The sequence below is a fragment of the Nocardioides sp. genome, from assembly GCF_036401255.1.
Lineage (GTDB): Bacteria > Actinomycetota > Actinomycetes > Propionibacteriales > Nocardioidaceae > Nocardioides.
The window spans coordinates 1-14,458 of sequence record NZ_DASWVI010000355.1 but is presented as its reverse complement, the minus strand read 5'-3'; the positions used below and the strand labels follow the sequence as shown (position 1 = coordinate 14,458).

Below are 14,458 nucleotides of genomic sequence, written 5' to 3'. Positions count from 1 at the left end.
CTGCGGGGGCACCGGGCCGGATCAGCCACGCCAACGACCCGAGACCCGCGGCGGCCGCGGCGAGGCTGGGCAGCACGTCGGCGACCGTGGCGCCCGGGCGGGTCAACGCGGCGCTCGCCGGGATGCCGACGAGGACCAGCAGGAGGACCGCGCCGTACCGGAACCGGCGCCGGGCCAGCACCCCGACCACCCCGGCGAGCACCAGCACGCCGAGCAGCACCGAGCCCACCAGGACGGCCTTGTCGTGGGTGCCGAACCGCGCGATCGCCCACTCCTTCAGCGGCGTCGGCGTCAGGTCGATGACCGTCGAGCCGACGACGAGCACGGGCGAGGCGGCGGGCTCGGTGAACCCGGCGACCAGGTGCCCGGCGGCGACGCCGACGGCGACGGCCAGCACGCCGAGCCCGGCGGCAGCGAGACGGTTGCTCATGAGGGAGGTTCGGAGCGAGGAGCCCGGCCGGATGGCCTCCCTCACGTTTTCCTCAATTCGCGCCGGTCGGCGCGACCGCCTGGCTAGCGTGGAGGGCGATTGCCTGAGATGCCGTGCTCGGGGCGACAGATCCGGTGGCAGGCACTCCCGCGGACGCGGGAGCGCAAGGGGGGCTACACCAACGCTCGTAGACGAGCAGCACGGCTGGGGGGCCGGCGGTCATGTCGCTGACGCGCGCACGTTCTTCGATGATTCCTGCCCGGGCACGGCTCGGGACCCGGCTCGGGACGCGGCTCGGGACACGGCTCGGGACACGGCGGGCCGGGCTCGTGGCGGCCTCGCTCGCGGTCACGGCCGCGATGCTGACCGCGCTGCCGGCCGCACCCGCCGCAGCCACCGGAGGGGGCGGGTCGTCCGTGCCCGGCTTCGCCTGCTCCGCGGACACCGTCTACAGCGTCGACGGCGGCTCCCACGTGATCAGCAGGATCACGCCGAGCACCGGCGCCGCGGCCCCGAACGGCACGATCGGCGCGGGCCACGACGACGCGGTCAACGCGCTCGCGCTGGCGGGCGGCGGCGGGCGCTACATCTACGCGTTCAACCGCAGCACGAACAAGGTGCTCCGCTTCGACGCGACGACCGGCTCCACCCAGTCCTACAGCGCCCCGGCCAACCCGGACGCCGCGGACGTGATCGCCGGGGCGATCAACCCCGCCAACGGCATCTACTACTACGCGGTCGGCGGCTCGCCCTGGAAGCTGTACGCGTACCACACCAGCTCCAACACCGGCATCGGCCAGGTCGGCACGATCGCCGGCCTGTCGGTGAACGGTGACATGGCCTTCGACGCCGTCGGCAACCTGTACGTCGTCAGCAACGCCAGCTACACCGCCGCAGGCACCCTCGCGCGCGTCAACGGCCCGCTCCCGACCACCGCCGGATCGACCTCGTTCTCGTCCACGCCCCTCGCCTCGTTGCCCGGCAACTCGGGTCAGTACGCCTCGATGGCCTTCGACGGCACCGGCGTCCTCGTGATCGGCACCGGCTCGGGCAAGGTGCTGCGCGTCAACCCCTCCAGCGGCGCGCAGATCGACACCCACAACGCCTCGGTCAACCTCGCCGACATGGCGTCCTGCTCCAGCCCGAGCGTCGCCTCGGTGCGCGTCGACCTGCCCTCCGGCCGACACGACGCCGATGACCAGTTCACGACCACGATCACCGGTGGGGGCGTCTCCTCGGGCAACACCGGCACCACGACCGGCACCGACAGCGGCCTGCAGACGCAGGCCGGCGAGGTCGCCGGCCCGGTCGTCGCCCTGCCGGGCACGACGTACACGATCACCCAGACCGCCGCGGGCGGCACCCAGCTGGGCGACTACGCCACCACCTGGAAGTGCACCTTGCAGGCGGACGGCTCGACGATCGCCCAGGGCACCGGCAGCTCGGGGACGTTCACGATGCCGTCGTCCTCCGGCAGCACGGTGGTCTGCACGTTCACCAACACCCCGCTGTTCCCCGCGATCGACCTGACGAAGACCGCCGGCCCGATCATCGACAACGACGGGAACGGTCCCGACGCCGCAGACACGATCACGTACGACTTCACGGTCACGAACACCGGCAACGTCGCGCTGAACCCGGTGACGGTGACCGACCCGAAGCTCGGCGCGATCACGTGCCCGAGCGACGCGCTCGCGGCCGGCGCGTCGGTCAGCTGCACGCAGAAGACGTACGCGCTGACCCAGGCCGACGTGGACTCCGGCAAGGTCGACAACACCGCGACCGCCCACGGGACCCCGCCGACCGGGCCGGCGGTCACCGACACCGACACCGTCAGCACCCCGGTGCCGAAGCTGCCGGCGATCGAGCTGGACAAGACCGGCGGGGCGATCAACGACAACGACGGCAACGGCCCGGATGCCGGCGACACGATCACCTACTCCTTCAAGGTCACCAACACCGGCAACGTGACCCTGAACCCGGTCACGGTGACCGACCCGAAGCTCGGTGCGATCACCTGCCCGACCGGCGCACTCGCGCCGGGTGCCTCGGTCACCTGCACGCCGAAGTCGTACACACTGCTCCAGTCGGACGTGAACGCCGGCAAGATCGAGAACACCGCGACCGCGCACGGCAGCCCGCCGTCCGGTCCGGAGGTCACCGACACCGACACGGTCAACATCGCGCTGCCCGGCTCGGCGGCCATCGAGGTGGACAAGACCGCCGGCACGATCAACGACCTGGACGGCAACGGCCCGGACGTCGGCGACACGATCACCTACACGTTCCTGGTCACCAACACCGGCACCGTGACGCTGAACCCGGTCACGGTCACCGACCCGAAGGTCGGCCCGATCACCTGCCCCAACACGGCGCTGGCGCCGGGCGTCTCCGTCAGCTGCACGCCGAAGACCTACGTGCTGACGCAGAACGACGTGGACACCGGCAAGGTCGAGAACACCGCGACCGCGCACGGCACCCCGCCGTCCGGCCCCGAGGTGACGGACACCGACTCCACCACGACACCGATCGCTTCTCTCCCGTCGATCGAGCTCGACAAGACGGCCGGCCCGATCGACGACCTCGACGGCAACGGCCCGGACGCCGGCGACACGATCGGGTACGACTTCACGGTCACCAACAGCGGCAACGTCACGCTGAACCCGGTCACGGTCACCGACCCCAAGGTCGGCCCGATCACCTGCCCGCCGGGTGCGCTGCTGCCGGGCGCGAGCGCCAGCTGCACCCAGAAGACGTATGTCCTCACGCAGGCCGACGTGGACGCCGGCACCGTCGACAACACCGCGACCGCGCACGGCAGCCCGCCGTCCGGCAGCCCGGTCGCCGACACCGACTCCACCCACACCGGCATCGCCGTGGCGGACCCCGCCATCCGGCTCGTCAAGGGTGCCGGCACGGTCAACGACGTCAACGGCAACGGCATCGACGACGGGGACACCATCACCTACACGTTCGAGGTGACGAACCTCGGCAACGTCACGCTGACCAACATCGCCGTGACCGACCCGAAGATCGGGGCCGTCACCTGCCCGAACGTGGCGCTGGCCCCGGGGGCGTCGGTCGACTGCGACCCGCGCGTCTACCCCCTGACCCAGGCCGACGTCGACCACGGCGGGATCCACAACACCGCCGTCGTCACGGGCAGGACCCCCGCGGGTGACGCCGTCACCGACGACGACGACCACACGGTCGACCTGCCGGCCTCCGGCGCGATCCAGCTGATCAAGTCCGCCGGAGAGATCAACGACCTCGACGGCAACGGTCCGGACGCCGGCGACACCATCACCTACTCGTTCGAGGTGACCAACACCGGGAACGTGCGGCTCGACCCGGTCGTCGTCAGCGACCCGAAGGTGGGCCCGGTCAGCTGCCCGACCGGCGGGCTGGACCCCGACGAGTCGTTCACCTGCACCGACGTCACCTACGCGGTCACGCAGGCCGACGTCGACCACGGATCGGTGGACAACACGGCGACCGCGACCGGGACGACGCCGGACCACGGCACGGTCCAGAGCACGTCGTCGACGACCACGCCCGTCGAGCCGACGGTCACGAACGTCGCGGTCGCGAAGACCGTCGACGACGCGACCCCGCGCGAGGGTGAGGTGATCACGTACACGCTGAGGGTCACCAACACGGGCGCGGCCGACGCCGAGGACGTGACGATCGTCGACCACCTGCCGAGCGGGGTCACCTACGTGTCCGCGCAGAGCCCGTGCGTCCGCAGCGGATCCACGGTGACCTGCGCGGTCGGCACCCTGCCGTCCGGCGCGTCGCGCAGCTACGACGTCCAGGTCCGGGTGGACCCGCTGCCCGCGCTCGGCGCGGACCACCAGCACCTCTTCGACGTGCAGAAGACCGAGGTCCACGTCGACGTGGAGCCGGGCGACGAGGCCACCGGTACGGCGACCTGTCAGCCGGGCTACGTCGTCACCGACGGCTCGGGCCGCATCGACCACGTCGACCAGGGCACCGGCACGCTCGCCGACCTGCACCTGGTCGAGAACCGGGCGGTCGGCACCGACGGCTGGCGCGCCCACTTCGTCAACGACGCGACCGGCCGGGCCCAGGCCAAGGTGTTCGCGGTCTGCGTGCAGACCCGGAGCGAGACCGTCAACGGGCACAGTCACGACCTCGTGGTCGGGGCGCCGCTGACGCAGACCCAGGCGCTGCCGACCGGTCGCACCGACGTCACGATGAGCTGCGGCGCCGGCCAGACGCCGATCCAGCCGGGCTACGAGCTCGGCGGCGTGGCACCCGTGGTGACGACGTACCCCGACGGTGCGCAGGGATGGCGGTTCGCGGTCGTCAACGACGGGGCGCCGACGTCCGGCGCGTTCACCCTGCGCTGCCTGGACGTCCGGGTCAGCACGGCGAACGGGCACACCCACCAGCTCGGCCTCGACGAGGTCCGGCAGACGGTGACGGTCCCGGCCGGCCAGGAGGCGGAGGTCACGCTCAGCTGCGCGGCCGACGCCAAGGGCATCGTCGCCGGCTACGACGTCGATCCTGGTCTCGTCGTGCTCGGCAACGACCCCCGGCCGATCGTGCGGGTGTTCAAGTTCTTCAACCCCACCGGCGGGCCCCTGCAGGCGAAGCTGTACCTGCACTGCCTGGCCAATCGCACCGAGAAGGGCGCCGGCCAGGGCGGCACGATCGTCAACACGGCTACCGTCACGACGTCGACCCCGGAGACCTCGACCGGCGACAATGCCGACAGCGTGACCGTGCACGTCGACACCTCCCCGGCGGTCGTGCCGGTGGCGCCGACCGTCGTGGTGACGTCGGCCCGGGTGGCGGCCACCGTGAAGTGTGGTGCCGGGGGCGGCGTGTGCCGCGGCCGGGCCGCGCTGGTCGCCGCCTCGACCCAGAAGGTCGGCGGCCACCTCGTCAAGCGCGGCGCGGTGCTCGCGCAGGCGACGTACCGGATCCGGTCCGGCAGCCGCGCGACGCTGCAGCTCAAGCAGACCGCCCTGGGCAAGAGGGCGCTCCGCGGCCTGACGAAGGCGCAGCTGCGGATCGACGGCGCGGTCCGGACGGTCCGGATCAAGCACTGAGCCCCGGCCCGGCTCGGGCATGCGGCAGGATGAGCCGCATGCCCGAGCTCGTGCACTACGCCGTCGCCGATGCCGTCGCGACCCTCACGCTCGACTCGCCCCACAACCGCAACGCCCTCTCGCGCCAGCTCGTGACCGAGCTGTTCGAGGGCATCGAGCGCGCGGCGGCCGACGACGAGGTCAAGGTCGTGCTGATCACCAGCGAGGGCCGGGTGTTCTGCTCCGGCGCCGACCTCTCCGAGGCCTCGACGGTCGGCATGGAGGAGGGCACCCGCCGGATCGTCGACCTGCAGCGGCTGATCGTCACGCTCGACAAGCCCGTCGTCACGCGCCTCGCCGGTGCGGTCCGCGCCGGCGGCATCGGCATCGTGGCGGCCTCCGACATCGCGATCGCGGCCGAGGACGCGACGTTCGCGCTCACCGAGGTCAAGCTCGGCCTTGCGGCCGCGATCATCTCGCTGACCGTCCACCACCGGATGACCCCGCGCGCAGCGGCGCTCACCACGCTCGGCGGCGAGGTGTTCACGGGCGCCGACGCGGCGGCGTACGGCCTGGTCACCGCCGCGGTGCCCGCCGAGGCCCTCGACGCCGAGGTCGCCCGCGTCTGCGGCTCCCTCGCCACCGGTGCCGCCCAGGGGCTGCGCGAGTCCAAGCGGATCCTCAACCGCGACCTGGTCGCCCGCATCGACGCCCACGGCGGCGAGATGGCCGAGCTGTCCACGCGCCTGTTCGCCTCCGACGAGGCCCGCGAGGCGATGACGGCGTTCCTCTCCCGCAAGAAGTGACGCGGGATCGATCCTCGGGTCGATCGTCCGATGGTGCAGTTCCGGTGGGCGCGCGGGCTGCGGGCCGGTAGGCTTGACGACTCGCTGAAACGCTCCCGGGTGCGGGGCGGTGTGGAGGGATCGAGAGTTGTCCGAAGAGCTGGTCGAGCGGGAGATCGCTGCTGAGCAGGCGTTCGTCGACCGGGTGTACGTCCAGCTGGGCGAGTCGGCCCGGCAGGCGCAGGCGCTGGCCAAGGAGGGTCACAGCCGCGGGCGGCTGGGCCACGAGGGCGGGCTGGTCGAGCGCGATGCGATGGTGTTCCAGGCCGCTCGGCGCATCGCGCAGCTCGACGCCGCCCACGAGGGGTTGGTCTTCGGCCGCCTCGACATGACCCCCGACGTCGACCCCGAGCCGAGGTACGTCGGCCGGATCGGCCTGCGTGACGCCAACCGGGACTCGCTGCTCATCGACTGGCGCGCGCCCGCGGCGGCGGTGTTCTACCAGGCCACGGCCGCCGAGCCCCACGACGTGATCCGCCGCCGGGTGCTGCGCGCCGCCGGTCCGCAGGTCGTCGGTGTGGAGGACGAGCTGCTCGACGCCGACGCGCTCGAGCGGTCCGGCGCGGACCTGCCGATCGTCGGCGAGGGCGCGCTGATGGCGCAGCTCTCCCGGGCCCGCGACCGCTCGATGCACTCGATCGTCGCGACCATCCAGGCCGAGCAGGACCGGGCGATCCGGGCCCCGGGCAAGGGCGTCGTGTCGATCTCCGGCGGCCCGGGCACCGGCAAGACCGTGGTCGCCCTGCACCGCGCGGCGTACCTGCTCTACAACGACCGGCGCCGCTACGAGGGCGGCGGCGTGCTGATCGTCGGCCCCAGCGGCGTGTTCATGCGCTACATCGAGCGGGTGCTGCCGAGCCTCGGCGAGACCGCGGTCGCGCTGCGCTCGCTCGGCGAGGTCGTCGACGGCGTCCGCGCCACCCGCCACGACGAGCCGGCCGTCGCCGACGTCAAGGGCTCGGCGCGGATGGCGGAGCTGATGCGGCGTACGGCGCGCCAGCAGGCGCCGGGCAGCCCGCGCGAGTTCCGGATCTTCTGGCGTGACGACACGATCGCGCTCGACCGCGGCGAGCTCGGGCGGCTACGCCGCCAGCTGATGTCGCAGGGCCGCCGCAACCGGCAGCTCCCGCGGGTCCCCCGCGCGCTGCTCGACGCGATGTGGCGGCAGGTGCGCGGCGAGCGCGGCCGCGACCGCGGGCGCGAGGCGTTCGACGACGAGATGCTCTCGAACCAGTCGTTCGTCGACTTCGCCGCCGCCTGGTGGCCGCCGCTGGACGCCCGGGAGGTCTTCGGCTGGCTGCGCGACCCCGAGCTGCTCGCCCGCGTCGGCGAGGGCGTGGTGACGCCCGAGGAGCAGCGGCTGCTGACCAAGTCGTGGGGGGACGCCGCCACGGACCTCTCCGTCGAGGACGTCCCGCTGCTCGACGAGCTGCGCTACGCGCTCGGCGACGTGCCGGCCCGCACCGACGAGGAGCACGAGCTCGACGACACCGGCCTGCTCGAGGGCGGCGTCGACCTCCAGGAGCTGTTCACCGCCGCCGACCGCGAGTACGCGCCCACCGGCCGGGCCTGGGCCCCGCCGACGCACCGCATCGACGACGACCCGTTCGCGCACGTGCTGGTCGACGAGGCCCAGGACCTCACGCCGATGCAGTGGCGGATGGTCGGCCGGCGCGGTCGCACGGCGTCGTGGACGATCGTCGGCGACCCCGCCCAGTCCTCGTGGCCGGTGCCGGCGGAGTCGGCGGCCGCGCGAGCGGCCGCGTTGGAGGGCAAGGAGATCCACGAGTTCCACCTGTCGACCAACTACCGCAACTCCTCGGAGATCTACGCCCACGCCGCGGCGTACGCCGAGCGGGTCGGCCTCGACGCCGACCTGCCGACCGCGGTGCGCTCCACCGGCGTCGAGCCGACGGTGCGCACCGGCGTCGCCGACCTCGAGGCCGCGACGCGCGAGGCCGTGGTGGCGATGGCCGGCGAGGTCGAGGGCACGGTCGGCATCGTCGTACCGGTCGCGCGTCGCTCGGAGGTCAACGCGTGGCTGGCGTCCTGGCCCGAGCTCGCCGAGGACGCGCCCGGCGCGCGGGCCGCGGTCGACTCCTCGGTGACCCCGTCCGGTGAGGACCGGGTCGTCGTGCTGACCGGCCTGGACACCAAGGGCCTGGAGTTCGACGGCATCGTGGTCGTCCGGCCCCAGGAGATCGAGGACGAGTCGGCCACCGGCAAGGCGACGCTCTACGTCGTCCTCACCCGCGCGACCCAGCTGCTCACCACGCTCTCCTGAGTGCCGAGTCGGCGAGAACTAGAGTCGCGCCATGACCAGCGCGACGCCTGATGCCCGGGAAGCCATCGCGGCCCTCCAGGGACACGAGGCGTGGGCGATCATCCGACGCTCGACCCGCGCGGGTGACCGGGACACGGTCGGCCTGGTCGGCGGCCGGCGCCGGGTGGTCGAGTCGCTGCTCGACGTACCCCTCGAGGACGGGGTGCCGCAGGACGGCCACATCGCCGACCGGCTCCTGGCGGTGCCGTTCCGACAGGTGCGCGAGCGCGGGTTCGAGGCCCACGACGACGGCGCGCCGCTGGTCGTGGTCGACGTCGAGACCGAGCTGGAGTTCTCCGTCGCCGAAGTGGTCGACGCGATCGACGACACGGGCGTCGAGTTCGCCGACCGGGGCGGCTTCGAGACCGACGACGACAAGTACGCCGAGCTCGTCGGCGCGATCATCCACGACGAGATCGGACAGGGCGAGGGCGCCAACCTCGTGGTCGGTCGCCACTACCGCGCGACGGTCGCCGACTGGGGCCCGGACAAGGCGCTGACGGTGTTCCGTCGGCTGCTGGAGCGCGAGCGCGGCGCCTACTGGACCTACGTGTTCTTCACCGGCGACCGCTACCTGATCGGCGCCAGCCCCGAGCGGCACGTCTCCATCCACGGCGGCGACGTGCGGATGAACCCGATCAGCGGCACGTTCCGGATCCCGCGCGAGACCGACGCCCCCGTGAAGGGCCGGCTGCTGGAGTTCCTGCGCGACGAGAAGGAGATCTTCGAGCTCTTCATGGTCGTCGACGAGGAGCTCAAGATGATGTGCGACATCTGCCACGAGGGCGGTCAGGTGCTCGGCCCGTTCCTCAAGCCGATGAGCCACCTCGTGCACACCGAGTACCTCCTCGCCGGGCGCACCGGCCGCGACCCGCGCGAGGTGCTCCGCGACACGATGTTCGCCGCCACCGTCACCGGCTCGCCCGTCGAGAACGCCTGCCGGCTGATCAAGCAGTACGAGCCCGAGGGCCGCGGCTACTACGGTGCCGCGCTGGCGATCCTCGGCCGCGACGAGGTGGGCGGCCCCGTCGTGGACAGCCCGATCGTGATCCGTACGGCGGACGTCGGGCTGGACGGCCGGCTCACGGTCACGGCCGGCGCGACGCTGGTGCGCGACTCCGACCCGGCGTACGAGGTCGCCGAGACCCACGCCAAGGCCGGCGGCATCCTCAGCGCCTTCGGGCTGGTGCCGCCCGCGCCGCGACCCGACGTCAACGTCGCCGAGCTGGTCAGCGACGAGGACGTCCTGCTCGCGCTGAACGCGCGCAACCAGCGGCTGAGCCGGTTCTGGCTCACCGACCAGGGCGGCTCGCCGCCCGACCCGCGCCTCGCCGGGCGGAGCGTGGTCATCCTCGACGGCGAGGACGACTTCGTGAACATGCTGCGCCACGTGCTCGGCGTGCTCGGCATGACGTCGAGCGTCGTCCGGCACGAGGAGTACGCCGCCGGCGTGCTCGACGGGTTCGACCTGGTGATCGTGGGACCCGGCCCCGGCGACCCGCGCGACGGTGACGACGCCAAGATGGCCAACCTGCGCGCCGCGGTCGCCGAGCTGATGGCGGCGGGCCGGCCGTTCCTGGCCGTGTGCCTGGGACACCAGGCGCTGTGCCACCACCTCGGCATCCCGCTGACCTACAAGGACATCGTGTTCCAGGGCACCCAGTCGCCGGTGCCGATCGGCGGGCGCACCGAGCGGGTGGGGTTCTACAACACCTTCGTCGGCCGGCTCGCCGACGGTGCGTCGCCGCCGGCGGGCGTCGAGGTGGAGGCGGACGTCCAGACCGGCGACATCCACCTGGTGCGCGGTCCGCACTACCGCGGCATCCAGTTCCACGCCGAGTCCATCCTCACCGAGCACGGCTACGACCTGCTCCACGAGATCGTGTCCGACCTTCTGCTCGATGTGGGTTCCGCACGGTCGGTGGGGCGCTAGGCTGGTCCGCGTGACACGGCGGGAGATCCGCTCGTGGGCCCGGTGAAGACTGCCCCCCAGCTTCATCGGGCCCTTCCGCATTTCGCGACGCCTCGCGTGGTCGTCGTCGACCACCACGACTCCTACACGTGGAACCTGGTGCACCTGGTCGCCGAGGTCACCGGGGTGCTGCCGGAGGTGGTCCAGCACGACGAGGTCACCGCCGAGGAGGTGCTGGCGTTCAGCCACGTGGTCCTCTCGCCCGGACCCGGTCATCCCGACGTGCCCGAGGACTTCGCCGTGGGCCGCGAGGTGCTGCGGCGCGCGACCCGCCCGGTGCTCGGGGTCTGCCTGGGCATGCAGGGCCTGGTGACGGCGTACGGCGGGACCGTCGGGCGGGTCGAGCCGGCGCACGGCGACGTCGCTGAGGTCAGCCACGACGGGCGCGGGCTGTTCGCCGGGCTGCCGCCGTCGTTCCGCGCCGTCCGCTACCACTCGCTCGCGGCGCTGACGGTCCCCGACTGCCTCGAGGTCACGGCGTGGGCCGACGGCGTGGTGATGGGGGTGCGGCACGCGACGCTGCCGCTCGAGGGCGTGCAGTTCCACCCCGAGTCGGTCCTGTCCGAGTGCGGCACGGCGCTGGTGGCGAACTTCCTGGGGCTGGCATGAGCGACCCCGTGAGCTTCTTCCGCGAGGTGGCCGCGGCGTACCCGCGCTGCTTCTGGCTCGACGGCGGCGGTGCCCGCGAGTGGTCGGGCCGCCGGTCGGTGGTGGGCTGGCTGGGCGACGACGACACCTCGATCACCTACTCGGCCGCCCGGCGCGAGGTGACCCGGCACGCGGGCGGGCGGTCCGAGGTGGTCGGCGACGACGTGTTCGCCGTGCTCGAGGCCGAGCTGGCGGCTGGGTCGCCCGAGGACCAGTGGGTGGGGTACGCCGGCTACGCGTGCCGTCCCGACCTGCCCGCGGCGGTCGGCGGCGAGCTCCCCGACGCCGTCTGGATGCGGCCGGCCGACGTCCGATACTTCGACCACGGACTCCTCAGGGGTTCCTTGCGCTTGTCACCCGTTGCAACCCCCGACAAGCGGAGGAATCCCCGGTCCACCGGGGATCCTGCCCCCGCCTCCTACCGCGCGGGGTTCGACGAGGTCCAGGAGCAACTGCGGGCGGGCAACACCTACGAGGTGAACCTGACCTACCGGATCGAGGCGGCGAGCGCGGCCGACCCGGTGGCGGCGTACCTGCGGCTGCGCGAGCTCAACCCCGCGCCGTACGCCGGATTCGTGCAGCACGACGTGCCGGGAGCGCGCGGCTGGCTGCTCAGCAGCAGCCCGGAGCGCTACGCCCTGATCACCGCCGACCGGACCATCGAGACCAAGCCGATCAAGGGCACCACCCCGCGGGGCGCCACCGCCGCGGAGGACGAGGCGCAGCGCGCCCGGCTCGCCGCGGACCCGAGGTTCCGCGCCGAGAACCTGATGATCGTCGACCTGCTCCGCAACGACCTCTCGATGGTCTGCCGGCCCGGCACGGTCGCGGTGCCGACGCTCATGGACGTCGAGACCTACCCGAGCGTGCACCAGCTGGTGAGCACGGTCCGGGGCCGGCTGCGCGACGACGTGACCACCGTCGGTGCGCTGCGGGCGCTGTTCCCGGCCGGCTCGATGACCGGCGCGCCCAAGCTGCGCACCATGCAGGTGATCGCGGACGTCGAGAACACCCCGCGCGGCCCGTACGCCGGCGCGTTCGGCTGGATCAGCGCCGACGGCCGCGCCGACCTCGGGGTGGTGATCCGCAGCCTCGCGACCACCGGCGAGGGCCGCTACCTGCTCGGCACCGGCGGCGGGATCACGGTCCGCTCCGAGACGGGCGAGGAGTACGCCGAGTCGCGGTGGAAGGCCGCCCGGCTGCTGGCCGCCCTGGAGTGACCCGGAACAGCCCCCACGTCAGCCCGAGCAGACCCCGCGGAACGCGTCGACCAGCAGGTCGATGTCCTCCTCGGAGGCCACCAGCGGCGGGGCGAGCCGCACCGTCTGGCCGTGGGCCTCCTTGGCGAGGATGCCGCGCTCGAGCAGCTGCTCGCACACGTGTCGGCCGGTGGCCAGCTCGGGGCTGATGTCGACGCCGGCCCACAGCCCGCGGGTGCGGACCTCGTCGACGCCCTGGCCGACCAGGGCGCCGAGGCCGGCGCCCAGCCGGGCGCCGAGCGTCGCGGCGCGCTGCTGGAACTCGCCGGTCTCGAGCATCGCGACCACCTCGCGGCCGATCGCGGCCGCGAGCGGGTTGCCGCCGAACGTGGAGCCGTGGGTGCCCGGGGTGATCACCGAGAGCACGTCACCGTCCGCGGCGATCGCGGACACCGGGTAGAGCCCGCCGCCGAGCGCCTTGCCGAGGATGTAGACGTCCGGCACCACGTCCTCGTGGTCGCAGGCGAACGTGCGGCCGGTGCGCGCCAGCCCGGACTGGATCTCGTCGGCCATCATCAGCACGCCGGCGGAGTTGCACAGCGCGCGCACGCCCTGCAGGTAGCCCTCGGGCGGCACGATCACGCCGGCCTCGCCCTGCACCGGCTCGAGGAGCACGGCGGCGGTCGTCTCGTCGATCGCGGCCGAGAGCGCCTCGAGGTCGCCGTACGGCACCAGCCGGAAGCCGGGGGTGTACGGCGCGTACTGGGCGGTGGCCGCCGGGTCGTCGGAGAACGACACGATCGTGGTCGTGCGGCCATGGAAGTTGCCGGTCATCGCCACGATCGTGGCCTGCGGCTCGGGCACGCCCTTGACCAGGTAGGCCCACTTGCGCGCGACCTTGAGCGCGGTCTCGACGGCCTCGGCGCCGGAGTTCATCGGCAGGATCATCTCCTTGCCGGTCAGCGCCGCGAGGTCGCGGGCGAACGGGCCGAGCTGGTCGTTGTAGAACGCCCGCGAGGTCAGCGTGAGCCGACCCAGCTGCTCGGTCGCGCGAGCCACGAGCCGGGGGTGGGAGTGGCCGAAGTTCAAGGCGCTGTAGCCGGCGAGGCAGTCGAGGTAGCGCCGGCCCTCGACGTCGGTCACCCACGCGCCCTCGCCGGACGACAGCACCACCCGCAGCGGGTGGTAGTTGTGCGCCGCGTAGGCCTCGGTGAGCTCGACGTGGGCCTGGGTGTCGTTGAGCGGCAAGACGGTGGCCGCGGAGGTGTCGGTGGTGTCGATGGCGCCGGTCATGGGTGCATCGTCTCACCCGGCCCAGCGGCTGCGTCAGCGGTCGTGTCGGCGACCGTCGTCGGTGTAGGTGACCGCGGACATGTCGACGGTACGCCGGGCGTTGGCGAGCGCGGCCACGATCACGGTGCCCAGCGGGCCGCGCCGGTCGAAGACCGCGGCCGTGCCGACCGCGATGCCGTCGTGCTCCACCCGGTCGGTGGCCAGCAGCCCGATCTCGACGCCCTCCGGCTCGCGCGCCAGCGTCATCGTGATGTCGGTGTTGATGTGCTCGATGCCGCGGGTGCCCCAGTTGGTCACCATGCTCGCGCCGTCCGCGGTGGACGCGGCGGCCTGGAAGCCGGTCAGCGGCTCGCCCGCCACCACCGGCACCGCGGTGCTCCAGGTGGCCTTGCGGGCGGCGTTCTGGTGCTCGAGGAAGTCCTGGGACCAGCCCGCGGAGGAGCGCACGTACGGCGCCCGCGGCTCGGTCGCCGGCGGCACCACGTCGGTCGCGGGCGGCTCGGGACGCTCGGCGGGCTCCCACACCTCGCCCTCGGTGTTCTCCGAGGGCTTGAGGAACGTCGCGGTGCCCCGGGCGACCCGCTCGCCGTCCTGGGAGAGGATCACGTCGACCAGGCAGATCCGCCGGCCCTCCCGCTCGACCTCCGCGGTGAGCGTGCACGGCACCATCCGGGCGGGCCGGAACAGGTCG

At 72.9% G+C, this 14,458-nt stretch carries 8 protein-coding genes and 1 pseudogene; 6 read left to right on the top strand and 3 right to left on the bottom strand.

Annotation, left to right across the window (positions count from 1 at the left end; all coding sequences use genetic code 11):
• Nucleotides 1-430 (bottom strand): annotated as a pseudogene (locus tag VGD85_RS16455) (oxidoreductase); the annotation flags it as partial.
• Nucleotides 431-759: 329 nt separating this feature from the next.
• Between VGD85_RS16455 and VGD85_RS16450 the strand changes: the two are divergent.
• From VGD85_RS16450 to VGD85_RS16425, 6 genes are all read left to right on the top strand, one after another.
• On the top strand, nucleotides 760-5,508 hold the full coding sequence (locus VGD85_RS16450; RefSeq protein WP_331064518.1) for a DUF11 domain-containing protein: 4,749 nt from the start codon (nucleotides 760-762) through the stop codon (nucleotides 5,506-5,508).
• Between the two features lie 38 nt (nucleotides 5,509-5,546).
• Nucleotides 5,547-6,293 carry an enoyl-CoA hydratase-related protein gene (locus VGD85_RS16445; protein WP_331064517.1) on the top strand — a complete coding sequence of 249 codons (747 nt, stop codon included), beginning with the start codon at nucleotides 5,547-5,549 and terminating at the stop codon, nucleotides 6,291-6,293.
• A 127-nt stretch (nucleotides 6,294-6,420) separates the two neighbouring features.
• Complete coding sequence (locus VGD85_RS16440; protein WP_331064516.1) at nucleotides 6,421-8,616, top strand: HelD family protein; 2,196 nt, start codon at nucleotides 6,421-6,423, stop codon at nucleotides 8,614-8,616.
• A gap of 31 nt (nucleotides 8,617-8,647) precedes the next feature.
• Nucleotides 8,648-10,588 carry an anthranilate synthase family protein gene (locus VGD85_RS16435; RefSeq protein ID WP_331064515.1) on the top strand — a complete coding sequence of 647 codons (1,941 nt, stop codon included), beginning with the start codon at nucleotides 8,648-8,650 and terminating at the stop codon, nucleotides 10,586-10,588.
• Nucleotides 10,589-10,684: 96 nt separating this feature from the next.
• On the top strand, nucleotides 10,685-11,236 hold the full coding sequence (locus VGD85_RS16430; protein ID WP_331064514.1) for an aminodeoxychorismate/anthranilate synthase component II: 552 nt from the start codon (nucleotides 10,685-10,687) through the stop codon (nucleotides 11,234-11,236).
• Nucleotides 11,233-12,495 (top strand): anthranilate synthase component I family protein, encoded by a 1,263-nt coding sequence (locus tag VGD85_RS16425; RefSeq protein WP_331064513.1) that lies wholly within the window; start codon nucleotides 11,233-11,235, stop codon nucleotides 12,493-12,495. Before VGD85_RS16430 ends, VGD85_RS16425 begins: the two co-directional genes overlap by 4 nt.
• Before the next feature lie 18 nt (nucleotides 12,496-12,513).
• On the opposite strand, the gene rocD is transcribed toward VGD85_RS16425, so the two are convergent.
• A complete protein-coding gene (gene rocD, locus VGD85_RS16420) occupies nucleotides 12,514-13,767 on the bottom strand; it encodes an ornithine--oxo-acid transaminase (protein ID WP_331064512.1) in 1,254 nt (417 codons plus the stop codon).
• Nucleotides 13,768-13,800: 33 nt separating this feature from the next.
• A partial coding sequence (locus tag VGD85_RS16415) for an acyl-CoA thioesterase domain-containing protein (protein ID WP_331064511.1) occupies nucleotides 13,801-14,458 on the bottom strand: 658 nt, incomplete at its 5' end.